15 protein-coding genes are annotated in these 15,551 nt (G+C 36.5%); 14 read left to right on the forward strand and 1 reads right to left on the reverse strand.

What is annotated here, in order from left to right; genetic code table 11:
* Positions 1-14 precede the first annotated feature (14 nt).
* Positions 15-671, reverse strand: coding sequence for a CBS domain-containing protein (locus SLW70_RS06350; protein WP_320891230.1), 657 nt, complete (start codon positions 669-671; stop codon positions 15-17).
* Between the two features lie 118 nt (positions 672-789).
* Here SLW70_RS06350 and SLW70_RS06355 point away from each other — a divergent pair, with 118 nt between their 5' ends.
* The 14 genes from SLW70_RS06355 (at position 790) to SLW70_RS06420 (ending at position 15,541) form a co-directional block, all read left to right on the forward strand.
* A complete protein-coding gene (locus SLW70_RS06355; protein ID WP_320891231.1) occupies positions 790-1,503 on the forward strand; it encodes a pyridoxine 5'-phosphate synthase in 714 nt (237 codons plus the stop codon).
* A gap of 136 nt (positions 1,504-1,639) precedes the next feature.
* Positions 1,640-2,404, forward strand: a complete 765-nt coding sequence (locus SLW70_RS06360) for an alpha/beta fold hydrolase (RefSeq protein WP_320891232.1) — start codon at positions 1,640-1,642, stop codon at positions 2,402-2,404.
* 46 nt (positions 2,405-2,450) lie between these two features.
* Positions 2,451-2,792, forward strand: coding sequence for a phage holin family protein (locus SLW70_RS06365; RefSeq protein WP_320891233.1), 342 nt, complete (start codon positions 2,451-2,453; stop codon positions 2,790-2,792).
* 71 nt (positions 2,793-2,863) lie between these two features.
* On the forward strand, positions 2,864-3,238 hold the full coding sequence (locus SLW70_RS06370) for a hypothetical protein (RefSeq protein ID WP_320891234.1): 375 nt from the start codon (positions 2,864-2,866) through the stop codon (positions 3,236-3,238).
* Between the two features lie 150 nt (positions 3,239-3,388).
* Entirely contained in the window at positions 3,389-3,748 is a 360-nt protein-coding gene (locus tag SLW70_RS06375) for a heavy-metal-associated domain-containing protein (protein ID WP_320891235.1), read from the forward strand.
* Between the two features lie 19 nt (positions 3,749-3,767).
* Entirely contained in the window at positions 3,768-3,974 is a 207-nt protein-coding gene (locus tag SLW70_RS06380; RefSeq protein WP_320891237.1) for a heavy metal-binding domain-containing protein, read from the forward strand.
* A 6-nt stretch (positions 3,975-3,980) separates the two neighbouring features.
* The gene (locus tag SLW70_RS06385) at positions 3,981-5,273 is read left to right on the forward strand and encodes an efflux RND transporter permease subunit (RefSeq protein WP_320891238.1); all 1,293 of its coding nucleotides are present in this window, start codon (positions 3,981-3,983) and stop codon (positions 5,271-5,273) included.
* A complete protein-coding gene (locus SLW70_RS06390) occupies positions 5,270-7,207 on the forward strand; it encodes an efflux RND transporter permease subunit (RefSeq protein WP_320891239.1) in 1,938 nt (645 codons plus the stop codon). Before SLW70_RS06385 ends, SLW70_RS06390 begins: the two co-directional genes overlap by 4 nt.
* Entirely contained in the window at positions 7,194-8,447 is a 1,254-nt protein-coding gene (locus SLW70_RS06395; protein WP_320891240.1) for a TolC family protein, read from the forward strand. Before SLW70_RS06390 ends, SLW70_RS06395 begins: the two co-directional genes overlap by 14 nt.
* Positions 8,448-8,449: 2 nt before the next feature.
* Entirely contained in the window at positions 8,450-9,817 is a 1,368-nt protein-coding gene (locus SLW70_RS06400; RefSeq protein ID WP_320891241.1) for an efflux RND transporter periplasmic adaptor subunit, read from the forward strand.
* 144 nt (positions 9,818-9,961) lie between these two features.
* Positions 9,962-11,179 (forward strand): efflux RND transporter periplasmic adaptor subunit, encoded by a 1,218-nt coding sequence (locus SLW70_RS06405; protein ID WP_320891243.1) that lies wholly within the window; start codon positions 9,962-9,964, stop codon positions 11,177-11,179.
* 6 nt (positions 11,180-11,185) lie between these two features.
* On the forward strand, positions 11,186-11,746 hold the full coding sequence (locus tag SLW70_RS06410; protein WP_320891244.1) for an AraC family transcriptional regulator: 561 nt from the start codon (positions 11,186-11,188) through the stop codon (positions 11,744-11,746).
* Positions 11,747-12,036: 290 nt separating this feature from the next.
* Complete coding sequence (locus SLW70_RS06415) at positions 12,037-14,571, forward strand: heavy metal translocating P-type ATPase (RefSeq protein WP_320891763.1); 2,535 nt, start codon at positions 12,037-12,039, stop codon at positions 14,569-14,571.
* A 133-nt stretch (positions 14,572-14,704) separates the two neighbouring features.
* Entirely contained in the window at positions 14,705-15,541 is an 837-nt protein-coding gene (locus tag SLW70_RS06420) for an MOSC domain-containing protein (protein ID WP_320891246.1), read from the forward strand.
* Positions 15,542-15,551 lie beyond the last annotated feature (10 nt).

The following is a 15,551-nucleotide window of genomic DNA, read 5'->3' on the forward strand; positions in this document are numbered from 1 at the left end:
TGTTGTGGCGAAATTTAGATATTTAAATATTTGTCTAAATAATCAGATCGCTCTTTTAAATTATTGATATAATTATCCTCAATATGTTCAGAGGTGATTTCATAATTGTACCTTCTGAATGATTGAACAATTTCATTGATAGCCCCAAGACTAATTTTTAGTGTTACTTCGACAGAATCCACTTCGGCCTCTGAAATAAATAGGCCTAATAATTTTCCATTATTGCTTTCTACAATTTGGGTAATTTGGCTCATCGAATAATCTAAGATTCCTTTTTTTACTTTGATGATACGTCCTTGTTCTTTCAAAAATGGAGTTTCATGAAAAAAACTCATAATGTCTTCTATTTCATAATAGCCAACATATTTATTTTCTTCATTTAAAACGGGAATTAGATTACTATGATTCTTAGCAAATATTTCAAGAACCTCAAGCCATATCGAGTTGGTTCTTGTGAAAAATACTTCTAGCGTGTATTTGTAATCGATAATTTTTTTGTCATCGTCAAAGGTTTCGATGTCATCAGATGCAATACAGCCGATGTAAATACCTTCTTCCACAACGGGAAAATGCGAGTAATGTAAATCCGCAAAAAAGCCTTTTACTGTCTCGATAGTTTCTTGACAATCAATGGCTTTATAGTCCGTGTTTATGTAGTCTGTAATTTTCATCGTAAATAAATCCTCTAATTTTATGCAAAATAATCAAAAAAAGGCAAAAACACCTACCTTTTACTTTGTATTTTTGTCGCAAATATGGTGTAATTCTATACAAACAAAAAGTATTCCAATGACAAAGTTAAGTGTAAATATTAATAAAATAGCAACTTTACGTAACGCACGTGGAGGAAATGTTCCTGATTTGTTGAAAGTAGCGACTGATATTCAAAAATTTGGAGGTCAGGGAATCACTATTCACCCTCGACCTGATGAGCGTCACATCCGTTATCAAGACGCTCGAGATTTGCGTTCGATTGTACATACAGAGTTTAATATTGAAGGAAATCCACAACATAATTTTATTGATTTGGTATTGGAATGTAAACCGGAGCAAGTTACTTTAGTGCCAGATGCTATTGGTGCTATTACATCGTCAGCAGGATGGGATACGGTAAAAAACCAAGCCTATTTGACTGAAATGATTCAAGAATTTCAACGTCATGGGATTCGCACTTCTATCTTTGTTGACCCTGTGTTGGATATGATTGAAGGTGCTAAGAAAACAGGAACTGACAGAATTGAATTATACACCGAAGCTTTTGCACACCAATACGCTTTAGGAAACGAAAAAGGTATTGAGCCTTATATACAATCAGCGGTTTTAGCTAATGAATTGGGATTAGGAATCAATGCGGGTCACGATTTGAGTTTGGATAATATTCAGTTTTTTAAACAAAATATTCCAGGCTTATTGGAAGTTTCCATTGGTCACGCCTTAATTGCGGAAGCCTTGTATTTAGGACTTGACAATGTGGTCAATATGTATTTGCAAAAATTAAAATAATAGTTGTTTCACAGGGATTCTCTAAAGATTTCTCAGAGAGTCATAAAGAAAAGTATAAAGAGTAAACTATAAAATCTTGGTGTAACTCCGTGATCACTTTGCGAGACTTTGTGAAATATTTTTTAAAAATATAATTATGCTTTATTCAAAAATAGAAGGTGAAGGAAAGCCGCTTTTAATTCTACACGGATTTCTAGGAATGTCCGACAACTGGAAAACTCTTGGAACTCAATTTGCAGCCGATGGTTGTCAAGTTCATATGTTAGACATGCGCAACCACGGACGAAGTTTACAGTCCGAGGATTTTAGCTATGACTTCATGGTGCAAGATATCTATGATTATTGTCAGGGAAATAATTTGACAGAAGTTGATATTATCGGTCATTCGATGGGAGGAAAAACAGCGATGCTTTTTGCTGCTACTTATCCTGAAATGGTTAATAAGTTAATCGTAGCAGACATTGGTCCTAAATTTTATCCACAGCATCACCAAACGATTTTGGCTGGATTAAATGCTGTAGATTTTTCAAAAAAACCAAGCCGTAGCGAAGTCGAAGAAATTATAGGTAATTTTATCACCGATTTTGGAACCCGTCAATTCTTGATGAAAAGTTTGTATTGGAAAGAGCCGGGGCAATTAGCATTTCGTTTTAATTTGGCTGTTTTCAATGAAAAGATTAGCGAAATAGGAGTAGCACTGCCAGATGAAGCTCAGTTTGATAAACCAACGCTTTTTATTCGAGGAGGAAATTCTAATTATATCTTGGATAACGATATCGAGAATATCAACATTCATTTTCCACAAATGCAATTAGAAACAATTCCTAACGCAGGGCATTGGCTTCATGCCGAAAATCCAAAACTTTTTCATCAATTGGTAAGTTCCTTTTTGAAACAATAAATACAAATTATAAAAGAATTATATTTGTTACTGTAAATAGAATATTATGAAATTACTGATTAGAATGTTTATCACTGCGATATTGGTAGTGATTTTGTCACATGTTATGAAAGGGGTTCATGTTGCTGGCTTTACCACGGCGCTAATTGTGGCTTTCGTTTTAAGTTTGCTCAATGTTTTTGTAAAACCTGTTATCTTAATCTTTACACTTCCTATAACTGTACTTACATTGGGACTTTTTTTATTGTGTATTAATGCAATAATGATATTGTTATGTTCAGCAATTGTTGGAGGCTTCTATGTAGATGGGTTTTTGATAGCACTACTATTTAGTATTATTTTATCTGTTTCACAGTCACTTATGTTTGCTATATTAGGGAAGAACTAATCTCTTTTTAACATAACTTTTCATGTGAAACAAAATGTTTTTGTTAATTTTGTTTCAAATACTGGTTTTCAATGAAAAAAATCCACATCTATATTATCCTGTTATTAGGCCTCTTTTTGATGCCTAATGCTGTTTTGGCTTGTGGAAAATCAAATGATTCAAATGGAAGTTGTTCAATGGAAATGACTTCTAAGTCGGATTCAAAGAAAAGCTGTTGCGGAACAAAATCGTGTTCTAAAAATGAAAAACAAAAATCCTGTGACGGAAAATGTGGACATTCTTTATGTACTACTAGTTCCGTTAGTTTGAGTTTTTTGATGAATTCAAGTTTTGAATCACTTATTAATGTTTTTGATTTTTCAATTGAAAAACAAAAATTCTATCCATCAGTTAGCTTTACTTCTGATGGTTATTCTTCTATTTGGCTTATTCCTAAAATAGGCTAAAACTACTCTTGACAGCCCTAATTATGTCAAGTTTCTAAGTCCTAGAGGCTTTATAATTACTTTTTTTCGGTTAATAAATTGTTTGTTACTAGCGATGTCTATTAATAGATGCTTTTGACCATTTATTCAATTTTTTTAAAAAACAACAAAATGAAATCACTTAGAAATATGTTGATGGCAATGACTGTATTGTTATCAGTAACTTTTGTTAGCGCGCAAATAAAAAACGCTAAAACCGAAACCGTAAAAATTTACGGAAACTGTGGTATGTGTAAAAAAACCATCGAGAAAGCAGCTACTGTCAAAGGAGTGGCAACTGTGAGCTGGGATGTTGATACTAAAATGGCAACTCTTAGTTATGATTCTACCAAAACCAATCAAGATGAAATCCTAAAACGAATTGCAAATGCGGGATACGATAGCGATAAGTTTCCAGCAACTAATGCAGCTTACAATCAATTGCCCAAATGTTGTCAGTACGATAGAGCGGTAAAAAAAGTAATTAAGTAAAATATATAAAACGTACAAAATGAAAAATAGTATAAAAATACTTGTAGTAATGGTTTTGATTTCTTTTGCTTCATGCAAAGACAATACCACTGAAACTAAAGCAATGGATGCCACTGAAAATATTGAAGAAAAACTCTATTCCTGCCCGATGCACCCTGAAGTAACAGGTAAACAAGATGATGATTGTTCTAAATGTGGGATGAAATTAACACAAGAAGTTAAATAAGGTGAAATGGTAGAAAAATTAATAACATTCTCACTCAAAAACCGCTTGGTAATATTGCTGGTGTCTGCTGCTTTGTTTGGATGGGGAGTTTATAGTGTTCAACAAAATCCCATTGATGCCATTCCCGATTTGTCCGAAAATCAAATTATTGTTTTCACAGAGTGGATGGGAAGAAGTCCGCAGGTTATTGAGGACCAAGTGACTTATCCGTTGGTGTCCAACTTACAGGGGATTCCAAAGATTAAGAACATTCGAGCCTCTTCGATGTTTGGGATGAGCTTTGTGTACATCATTTTTGAAGATGAGGTAGATGCGTATTGGGCTAGAACCCGTGTTTTGGAACGACTTAATTATGCGCAACGCTTATTGCCGCAAAATGTAGTGCCCACATTAGGGCCTGATGGAACAGGAGTAGGCCACGTCTTTTGGTATCATCTGGATGCTAAAGGAATGGATTTGGGCGAGCAACGTGCCTTGCAAGATTGGTACATCAAGTTTGCTTTGCAAACGGTACCAGGTGTGGCAGAAGTCGCTTCTTTTGGTGGTTTCGAAAAGCAATACCAGTTGGTACTTGACCCACTGAAAATGCAGTATTACAATGTCAGTATCATGGAAGTTATGGACGCAGTGAAATCATCTAACAATGATGTAGGAGGACGAAAATTTGAAATGAGCGATATGGCTTACGTAGTGAGAGGCTTGGGCTATTTGAAAAGTATACAAGATATCGAAGCCATAGCGGTCAAAAACTACAATTCAGTTCCTGTAACAGTCAAAGATATTGGTACGGTACAAATGGGTGGTGATTTACGATTAGGTATTTTTGATGCTGATGGTAACGGCGAAGTCGTAGGGGGTATTGTAGTGATGCGCTACGGTGAAAATGCTAGCGAAGTTGTTGATGCCGTCAAATTAAAAATGAAGGAGGTTGCCAAAGGTTTACCTGCTGGTGTGACTTTTAAAACCTCTTATGACAGAAGTGAATTGATTGAAAAAGCTATCGAGTCAGTTAAAGGAACTTTAATCGAAGAAATGATTGCAGTTTCGATGGTGGTTTTACTTTTTCTTTTTCATTGGCGCAGTGCTTTGATTATTTTAATTCAGTTACCTATATCGGTTGCCATTGGGTTTATTCTGTTGGAAGCTTTTGGGATTTCCTCCAATATTATGTCGCTTACCGGAATTGCATTGGCGATTGGAGTGGTAGTAGATGACGGAATTGTAATGGTCGAAAATGCCTATCGAACGATTTCCGAAAAGCAAGAAGAATTATCGTCAACTCAAGAAGAAGCCTCATGAAAAAAATAATTCAAAATATATTCAAAAAAGAAAAAGACCTATTGTCTGCTGAAGAAAGAATGAAATTGATTTCATCTTCTTCCAAACTGGTTGGGCCGGGGGTTTTTTATTCGACCTTAATTGTCATAGCTTCTTTTTTACCTGTTTTTCTATTAACAGGTATGGAAGGTAAGTTGTTTAGTCCATTGGCTTGGACCAAATCATTTATTCTTATTGTCGATGCCTTTTTAGCGATAACCCTAACGCCAGTTTTAATTAGTTATTTGCTAAAAGGAAAATTAAGACCCGAAAATAAAAACCCAATTAATAGAAAGTTAGAAAGTGTTTATACTCCCGTTTTAGAATTTTGTTTAAACTGGCGTAAAACTATTTTAGGAATCAACTTGATTGCGTTGGTGGTAGGATTAACAATGTACACCCGTTTGGGTTCTGAGTTTATGCCTCCTTTGGATGAAGGCTCGGTTTTGTTTATGCCTGTGACTTTGCCTGATGTTTCCAATTCGGAAGTAAAAAGGATTTTGCAAGTCCAAGACAAGTTGATTACATCAATTCCCGAAGTCTCTCATGTTTTAGGGAAAGCGGGTCGTGCCAATACAGCTACTGACAATAGCCCGATTAGCATGATTGAAACCATCGTATTACTAAAACCACAACACGAATGGCGTGACGGAAAAACCAAAAATGATATCGTATCCGAAATCAATACAAAACTTCAAATTCCAGGGGTAACCAATGGTTTTACCCAGCCTATTATCAACCGAATAAATATGTTGGCTACAGGTATTCGCACCGATGTTGGGGTCAAAATCTACGGAGCGAGTTTGGATACGATTAACGCATTGGCACAAAAAATAAAACAAACCCTCGAAGGAACTTCGGGAGTGAAAGATTTATATGCAGAACCTATTACGGGTGGTAAATATATTGATATTGTAGCCAAGCGTGAAGCTATCGGAAGATATGGCCTTTCAGTTGATGATGTTAATTCAGTAGTGGAAACAGCTATTGGAGGCATGACTTTGACCACCACTATCGAAGGAAGGCAGCGATTTTCGGTTAATGCACGGTACGCACAAGAATACCGTAACAGCATTGAGGCCTTGAAAAAATTGCAGGTACAAACTATGGAGTTTGGTCCTATTCCTTTAGAAGCGGTTGCCGATATAAAAATCAGCGATGGCCCACCGATGATTAACAGCGAAAATGCGATGTTAAGAGGAAGTGTACTTTTTAATGTACGGGACAGAGATTTAGGCAGTACGGTTAAAGAGGCTCAGGAAAAATTAAACGCTATGATGTCGCAAATGCCTAAAGGTTATTATATAGAATGGAGTGGGCAATGGGAAAACCAAATTAGAGCCAATAAAACCTTGAGCTTAATTTTGCCTATTGTAGTGCTGATTATTTTCTTGATTTTGTTTTTTACGTATCATTCGTTAAAAGAAGCGCTGATTACAATGATTACCGTTCCTTTTGCCTTGATTGGCGGTATTTTTATGGTTTATTTTTATGGGATAAATGTCTCAGTGGCTGTGGCAGTAGGTTTTATTGCTTTGTTTGGAATGGCCATTGAAACAGCCATGATCATGACGATATACCTTAACGAAGCGATGAATAAAATGGTCGCCAAACATGGAAATACTAGTAAAACACTTAACGAATCCATTATTAGAGACTACGTTATTGAAGGTTCAGCCAAGAGGTTGCGTCCTAAATTGATGACCGTATCGGTTTCGTTGTTCGGTTTAGTGCCCATTCTTTGGTCTACAGGAACAGGTGCCGATGTGATGATTCCCATTACGGTTCCATTGATTGGAGGAACGATAACCTCAGTGATTTATGTATTATTTGTAACCCCAATTGTTTTTGAAATGACCAAACTTCATGAATTAAAAACAAAAGGTAAAATTGAATTGATAGATGTTAAAGAATAGATATATACTCGTTGTATGTGGTTTGTTGCTTGGGATTGCCCAAGGGGTCTCGCAAACACTGTCTTTGGATGCTGTTTTGAATGCCATCAAAGACAATAATCCACAGTTAAAAATGTATGAGGCCGATATTCAAAGTATGGACGCCGCCGCTGTTGGAGCTAAAAGTTGGATGGCACCACAAGTGAGTACAGGTTTTTTTATGACGCCCTATAATTCCAAGATGTGGAAAGGGGACGAAATGAATTCGGGAATGGGGATGTATATGATTGGGATAAGCCAGATGTTTCCCAATGGGGCAAAATTAAAAGCCGATGCAGATTATATGAACGCCATGTCTTCCGTTGAAAAGGAGAATAAAAATTATACGTTGAACCAACTCTATGCGATGGCGAAGACCAATTATTATCAAGGGGTGGTTTTGGAGAAAAAATTGAAAGTAGCCAAAGAGAATTTGTCCCTTTTGAATTATATGATTAAAAGTATGGAAATCAGATACCAATACAATATGGATAAACTGCCTACTTATTATAAAGCCAAATCCCAATGGAGTGTGCTAGAAAGTATGATTGTGATGTTACAAAATGATAGCAATCAAAAAAGAATCGTACTCAATACCTTGATGGCTAGGGATAAAAACACGGATTTTGAATGGGATGTAAATTACCAATTGAAAGATTTTAATGCGATTCAAAAAGATAGCGCTAGTTTAACGCAACAGCGTTCCGATTTAAAAGCCATTGAGAAAACAATGGAGTTAAACCAAATGAAAGTAGCCATTGAAAAAGCAAAATTAGCGCCCGAATTTGGTGTAAAATACGATCACATGATAGGATTAGGGCAACAACCACAGCAGTTTTCATTGATGGGGATGGTGACTATTCCGATGCCTTGGTCCACGAAGATGAACAAAGCAACTATTGAAAGTTTGAAAATTAAAAACGAAAGTCTCGCTTGGCAAAAGCAAATGATTTTGAATGAAGCCACCGGAATGATTTCGGGAATGAACACGGAGTTAATTAATTTGAAAAAACAATACGAAATCGCCGATAAAAGTATTATTCCGGCTTTAAAAAGAAATTATGACACTTCTGTTTTGGCATGGCAAAACAACACTGGAGATTTGTTTGCAGTACTCGACGCTTGGGAAGCCTTGAATATGGCGCAACTTGATGCTTTGGATAAATTGCAAGCTATTTTAAGTACCCAAGTGGAAATCGAAAAACAACTAGAAAACAATTAAAGATGAACAAGAAATTAAAATATAGTTTGTTGTTTTTAGGGTTCTTGTTGGTGGGAATTAGTCTTTTTATGGTCAATAAGAAAATTTCATTTTCTAAGGCAGAGACCGTTTATACCTGTCCCATGCCTCAGGATTCTGTTTTTAGTGACAAACCTGGCGATTGTCCTAAATGTGGAATGAAATTAATTCCAGTTGGAAAGGAACCGAAAGAAGAAACTACGGCTTCAGCTGCGATTTACACCTGTTCGATGCATCCTGAAATTGAGCAACACGAGCCTGGAAATTGTCCCATTTGCGGTATGACATTGGTTCAAAAAATCACTGTTGCCAAAAAAAGCGAAAATCATTCTATCGATTACTTATTGCAAAACACCAATGAATTTGTGGTGGGAGATTATCCTGTGATTCATCCGAAAGACACGGCTATAAGCACTCAAATTAAGCTGCCTGGAATTGTGATATATGATTCCAACGCTACAGTAAGTATTGCTGCAAGAATCGGTGGGCGAATCGAAAAAATGTATGTGAATTATAAATTTCAAAAAGTTGTCAAAGGACAAAAACTTTTTGATATCTACAGTCCAGAATTGGCCACAGCCCAACAAAATTTCATTTATGTATTGACAAATGATGCCCAGAATCATTCGATTATAAAAGCTTCTCGACAAAAATTAGCGCTTTACGGAATGACGCTTTCACAAATTAATGCTTTGGCTGTAGCCAAAAAAGTAAATCCTGTGGTCACGATTTTTAGTCCTGAAAACGGTTTGGTGCAAGCAGCAGAGGAAATGACAGAGAATAGTTCTGCTGGAATGAATGCTTCAGCTACAACAACTTCTCCATTGCCCATTAAAGAAGGGGATTATATTCAAAAAAATGAACAAGTTTTTAAGTTGGTGAATACGACCAAAGTTTGGGGTGTTTTTAATGTGGGGCAAGGCCAAAGTAGTTTGGTCAAAGTGAATCAGCCTATTCGAATCAAAACCGAATTAGATGACACTGAAATGGTCGCTAAAGTAAATTTTGTGGAAACACAGTTAAATCCTTCCGAAAGAACCAATAGAATCCGAGTGTATTTGAAGAATGAAAACGGACGATTGCCTGTTGGTTTGCGATTGGAAGGGCGAATTGAGACACATTCGATAAAAGGAATTTGGCTTCCAAAACAAGCTTTGGTTTCTGTGGGAACTAAAAAAGTAGCCTTTGTAAAAACAACCAAAGGTTTCCAAGCGCATTCGCTATACACTGGAGTTGAAGTGGGTGGTTTTATCCAAATTATTGATGGAATTTCTACTCAAGATGAAGTAATTCAAAATGCACAATATTTGATGGATAGTGAAGCTTTTATTAAAACAACTCAAAGAGAATAGAATTGTTCTTGAAAATTGAACCATTAAGAAATTAAGTTTCATTTAGTCTAGCTTCTTAATTTACTTAATTTCTTAATGGTTTAAAAAAAAAATACTGTTGAATTTATGCCGAATTAGTTGATTTTTTCGGTTAAAAACAAAAAGATGAAAATACTAAGAAATATAGGTTTTGTAATGTTGCTTTTCGTGGCATTGGCTTGTAATGATAAAAAAGAAGGCAATCAGGAGGAACACAAACACCAGACCGAAGAAGGAATTTATTACACCTGCTCGATGGATCCGCAGGTGAAAGAAGACAAGCCCGGTAAATGCCCTATTTGTCATATGGAGCTGACTCCTATGAAAAAAGCATCTGGTAATAGCAACGAAATTACGTTGAGCGAACAGCAAGTACAATTGGGAAATATTACTACGCAAAAGCTAAGCGAAACAGAAAATAGTGTCGCAGAACAATACACGGCAGTTTTGAGCTATAATCAAGAAACACTCAAAACCATTTCGGCTCGGGCCATGGGACGATTAGAGAAATTGTATTTTAAAACCGAAGGTGATATTGTGCATAAGAATCAACCCTTGTATCAATTGTATAGCGAAGATTTGGCGATTGCCAAACAAGATTATTATACGGCATACAAACAATTGGGCATGCCGGGAGATTTTGGTAAAAATGCCAAAACATTAGTGCAGGCTGCCCAGCAAAAATTAATGTTTTACGGATTATCAGCTACTCAAATTGATGCGATTAAAAAAACAGCTGATGTCTCGCCTTATACCACTTTTTACAGTCCGATTAGTGGAGTGATTTCGCAAATAAAAGTAACCGAAGGTAGTTATCTGATGGAGGGAATGGGAATTGTAGAATTGGCTAATTTAAGTTTGCTTTGGCTAGAAACACAGGTTCCCGTTCAGTATGCTATAAGTTTAAAACTAGGTCAAACAGCTCGCGTTAGTTTTGTGGATTATCCAACCAGAATTTTGGATGCCAAAGTCAGTTTTATTAATCCTGAGATAAATCCCGATTCTAGATTATTAGCTGTACGAATGGAAGTTGCAAATGTCGACGGACAGTTAAAACCCGGAATGCAAGCTTTGGTACAAATAACACAATCGAAAGTGAAAGGATTGTTTGTGCCAACGGATGCTGTTATTCGCGAAGAAAAAGGCGCTTATATTTGGTTAGAAAAAGCAAAAGGGGTTTATGAAAATAGAATGATTGAAACGGGATTAGAACGCAACGGGAAAATTGAAATAAAAACCCCCATCGATGTCGATGAAAAGATTGTAATCACTGGTGCTTACGGCATCAATAGTGAATACAAATTCAGAAAAGGAAGCAATCCTATGGAAGGACACAAAATGTAAATAAAGATGAAGATTTATATCAAAAATATGGTTTGTAATCGTTGTATTGCTGCTGTAAAAACGCTTTTGGAACAGCAGGGAATTTTATTTTCTCATATTCAATTAGGTGAGGTGACAATCCTTCGTTCACTTACAGAGAGTCAGAAACAACAATTGTCCGAGGAATTAAAGAAGCTAGGTTTTGAATTATTGAATGACAAAACAACTAGGCTAATGGAACGAATCAAAACCTTGATTATTGAAAATGTACATTATAATCAGGAGAAACTCAAAGTAAATCTGTCTGACTATCTAGTTGAGGCGTTACATCAAGACTATAGTTCTTTGAGTAAGTTGTTTTCAGAAACGGAGGGCATCACGATTGAGCATTATTATATTCTTCAAAAAATTGAACGCGTCAAAGAGTTATTGGTTTATAATGAGTTAACTTTGAGTGAAATAGCTTTTCAGTTGAATTATAGTAGTGTGGCGCATTTGAGCAATCAGTTTAAAAAAGTGACTGGGTTTACGCCAACCTATTTTAAGAACTTGAAGGATAATAAAAGGAAGCAAATTGATGAATTATGAATTTAAAAGCACCGCTAATTCACAATTTTAAATGTTGATTTTTAGCTTGTAAAAAATAGTCACTGATTAAAAGGAATAAATTTCAAGAAACTGGGTTTGGGACTTTTAAAGGAGAGATTGATAAAAATATTTTAGCCAATATTCTGCGAGAATCTGGGAAATATTCGTGAAAATTATAGCATCCCGATTTATCACAGAATCTAAATCATGCAAATCTTTTCCATAATTCTGCAATACATAACAATGCTATCATTCGGAAATTTGTAATAATACTTTTAAATAGCTTAATGATGAAACATACTTATAAAATAACAGGAATGTCTTGCGATGGTTGTAGAGCTAAAGTAGAGAGAACATTAAATGCAGTAGATGGACTTGAGGCGAAAGTAACTTTGTCTCCGCCACAAGCCACTATTACAATGAAGGAACATGTTGCTACGGAAGTTATGCAAGAAGCGTTAACGGCTGTAGGTAAATATACAATTGAGATGGAAGGCGGGCATAAAATGGACTCGACTGCCGATACTACCGAAGCTAAAAAATCGTGTTGCAGTGTGGGAGGAACACATGAGCCTAAAAAAGAGCATTCTCATTCTGTAACTGCGGGTAAATATTATTGTCCTATGCATTGTGAAGGAGATAAAGAATATGATGCTCCTGGTAATTGTCCGGTATGTGGAATGGATTTAGTGCAACAGCCGGTTATGAATCAGCGCACACAATATACCTGTCCGATGCATCCTGAAGTGGTACAAGACAGTCCAGGTTCTTGTCCTAAATGCGGTATGGATTTGGTTCCTATGACTCCTGATATTAGTGAAGAGTCAAAAGTATATGATGATTTATTGTTTAAAATAAAAATAGCAGTGCTGTTTACAGTTCCTATTTTTATCATCGCCATGTCCGATATGATTCCGAATAATCCTTTACTTAAAATACTGGATTATGGAACTTGGAATTGGGTGCAATTTGGTTTGTCTCTTCCTGTAGTTTTTTATGCTTGTTGGATGTTTTTTAAACGAGCTTGGAAATCAGTGGTGACTTGGAATCTTAATATGTTTACGCTTATAGGTATTGGTGCAGGGGTTGCTTTTTTGTTTAGTATGGTGGGCTTGTTTTTTCCAGAAATCTTTCCAGCGGAGTTCAAAACGCATTCGGGAGAGGTAGGTTTGTATTTTGAAGCTGCTACGGTGATTTTGACCTTGGTTTTGTTAGGGCAATTGTTAGAAGCCAGAGCGCACAGCCAAACCAGTGGTGCGATTAAAGAATTGATGAAATTAGCACCAACCGAAGCGACCTTAGTAAAAGACGGAGAAGATAAAAGAATCTCGATTCATGATATTAAAAAAGGCGATGTATTGCGAGTGAAACCCGGTGATAAAATTCCAGTTGATGGAAAAATTATCGAAGGAAACACCACCCTTGACGAGTCGATGATTTCGGGCGAACCCATTCCTGTGGATAAAAAACCAGAGGAAGCCGTAATAGCAGGAACGATAAATGGAACGCAATCCTTTACGATGGAAGCTGAAAAAGTGGGTTCTGAAACCTTGCTTTCGCAAATTGTACAAATGGTCAATGATGCCAGTCGTTCTAGAGCGCCTATTCAAAAATTAGCCGATAGTATTGCTAAATATTTTGTGCCCATTGTGGTTGGTGTTTCCGTGATAACTTTTTTTGTTTGGGCAAATTGGGGGCCAGAGCCCGCTTTGATTTATGGGTTTGTCAATGCAATTGCCGTGTTGATTATTGCTTGTCCTTGTGCTTTGGGATTGGCAACGCCCATGTCGGTCATGGTAGGTGTTGGGAAAGGCGCACAATCAGGTGTTTTGATTAAAAATGCCGAAGCGTTAGAAAACATGAACAAAATCACCGTTTTGATTACCGATAAAACGGGAACAATTACCGAGGGAAAGCCGTCGGTTGAGAAAATAGTTGTAAAAAATGGAGATGAGAATGATGTTTTAAGTAAAATTGCTTCGGTGAATCAAAGTAGCGAACACCCTTTGGCGACAGCCGTAGTCACTTTTGCGAAAGCGAAAAACATAGCTTTATCAAAAGTAGAAAAATTTGAATCGGTTACAGGAAAAGGAGTGATAGGTTTTGTAGGTGAAAAGAAAATAAGTTTGGGTAACAAAAAGTTATTGGAACATGAAGGGATTCAGGATTTTTTAGCTCTAGAACAAGAAGTTATTGACGAACAAAAATTAGGAAAAACTGTTTCTTATGTTGCCATAAACAATCAGGCTGTTGGTTATATTACGATTACCGATGCTATTAAAAAAAGCAGTTCTGAGGCTATTCAAGAATTGAAACGACAAGGTGTTGAAGTGATGATGATGACGGGTGATAATGAAAACACCGCCAAAGCAGTCGCCCAAGAGTTGAATTTGAGTTCCTATAAAGCAGGTTGTTTGCCTCAAGATAAATTAGAAGAAATTAAACGTTTGCAAGCCAAAGGCGAAATTGTAGCCATGGCCGGTGACGGAATTAATGATGCGCCTGCATTAGCACAAGCTGATATTGGAATTGCCATGGGAACAGGAACCGATGTAGCGATTGAAAGTGCTAAAATCACTTTAGTCAAAGGCGATTTGCAAGGCATTGTAAAAGCCAAACAGCTGAGTCATGCCGTGATGAAAAACATTAAGGAAAATTTATTTTTTGCTTTCTTTTACAATGTATTGGGAGTGCCTATTGCTGCCGGAGTTTTGTATCCGTTTTTCGGCTTGTTGTTGTCGCCTATGATTGCCGCCTTGGCAATGAGTTTTAGCTCGGTTTCCGTAATTGCAAATGCGTTGCGATTACGAAATTTGAAGTTGTAAATAATTCTTGAATGCTATTTAAGTCTTTTTACTAGATATTCCATATTTTATAAAAAATATCTTTGTGAACTTCGTGCTACCTTGGCGTTCTTTGTGTTAAATTAAACTTTCTTATTTTTGAGAAAAAAATATAATGCTTCAGCTTTCAGAAATCTGGATTTATCCTGTAAAATCATTGGGCGGTATTGCCTTGTCTCATGCTAAAGTAACCCTTCGCGGATTGGAATACGACCGTCGCTGGATGTTGGTAGATGAAAAAGGTACTTTCATCACCCAAAGAGAGTATCCCGAGTTGGCTTTATTTCAGCCCAGCATAGAAAACGATAGTCTTGTTATTTGTCATCGAGATTCGGCAAAGGGGAGTGTGCGATTTTCGCTTTCGCAAAAGAACAACAGCCCAAAAATGGAGGTGACTGTTTGGGAAGATATTGTGGCAGCACAGGAAGTAGATTCGGATATTTCGGCTTGGTTTTCACAAATTTTAGGATTTACGGTTCGTTTAGTCTTCATGTCTGAAGAAAGCCACCGAAAAGTTGATGCTAATTATGCCGTAAGTTCAGAAGATATTACGTCGTTTTCAGACGGATTTCCTTTTTTGATTATTGGGCAAGCTTCGCTAGATGATTTGAATGCTCGGTTAGAAAATCCTATTTCAATCCAACGATTCCGACCAAATTTTGTGTTCACTGGTGGTTCAGCTTATGAGGAGGAAAATTGGACGGAATTTACCATAGATAATCATACTTTTTACGGTGTAAAACCTTCTGGGCGTTGTGTTATCACAACAGTTGATTTTGAAAAAGGAATTTTTTCGGGTAAAGAACCGTTGTTTACGTTATCAAAGTATAAAAAAGTAGGTAAGAAAGTAATCTTTGGACAAAATGTGATTGCGAAACAAGAAGGATATTTGAGTATTGGTGTTAGTATTGATGTTCAAAAAAGAACCCAATCTAAGCCAGTTGTCGGTTAGATTGGGTTTT

This window comes from Flavobacterium sp. NG2 (genome assembly GCF_034119845.1).
GTDB lineage: Bacteria > Bacteroidota > Bacteroidia > Flavobacteriales > Flavobacteriaceae > Flavobacterium.

Coding starts and splice junctions, on each gene's coding strand:
- SLW70_RS06350 (WP_320891230.1), bottom strand. CDS start 671: ATGAAAATTACAGACTACATAAACACGGACTATAAAGCCATTGATTGT.
- SLW70_RS06355 (WP_320891231.1), top strand. CDS start 790: ATGACAAAGTTAAGTGTAAATATTAATAAAATAGCAACTTTACGTAAC.
- SLW70_RS06360 (WP_320891232.1), top strand. CDS start 1,640: ATGCTTTATTCAAAAATAGAAGGTGAAGGAAAGCCGCTTTTAATTCTA.
- SLW70_RS06365 (WP_320891233.1), top strand. CDS start 2,451: ATGAAATTACTGATTAGAATGTTTATCACTGCGATATTGGTAGTGATT.
- SLW70_RS06370 (WP_320891234.1), top strand. CDS start 2,864: ATGAAAAAAATCCACATCTATATTATCCTGTTATTAGGCCTCTTTTTG.
- SLW70_RS06375 (WP_320891235.1), top strand. CDS start 3,389: ATGAAATCACTTAGAAATATGTTGATGGCAATGACTGTATTGTTATCA.
- SLW70_RS06380 (WP_320891237.1), top strand. CDS start 3,768: ATGAAAAATAGTATAAAAATACTTGTAGTAATGGTTTTGATTTCTTTT.
- SLW70_RS06385 (WP_320891238.1), top strand. CDS start 3,981: ATGGTAGAAAAATTAATAACATTCTCACTCAAAAACCGCTTGGTAATA.
- SLW70_RS06390 (WP_320891239.1), top strand. CDS start 5,270: ATGAAAAAAATAATTCAAAATATATTCAAAAAAGAAAAAGACCTATTG.
- SLW70_RS06395 (WP_320891240.1), top strand. CDS start 7,194: ATGTTAAAGAATAGATATATACTCGTTGTATGTGGTTTGTTGCTTGGG.
- SLW70_RS06400 (WP_320891241.1), top strand. CDS start 8,450: ATGAACAAGAAATTAAAATATAGTTTGTTGTTTTTAGGGTTCTTGTTG.
- SLW70_RS06405 (WP_320891243.1), top strand. CDS start 9,962: ATGAAAATACTAAGAAATATAGGTTTTGTAATGTTGCTTTTCGTGGCA.
- SLW70_RS06410 (WP_320891244.1), top strand. CDS start 11,186: ATGAAGATTTATATCAAAAATATGGTTTGTAATCGTTGTATTGCTGCT.
- SLW70_RS06415 (WP_320891763.1), top strand. CDS start 12,037: ATGAAACATACTTATAAAATAACAGGAATGTCTTGCGATGGTTGTAGA.
- SLW70_RS06420 (WP_320891246.1), top strand. CDS start 14,705: ATGCTTCAGCTTTCAGAAATCTGGATTTATCCTGTAAAATCATTGGGC.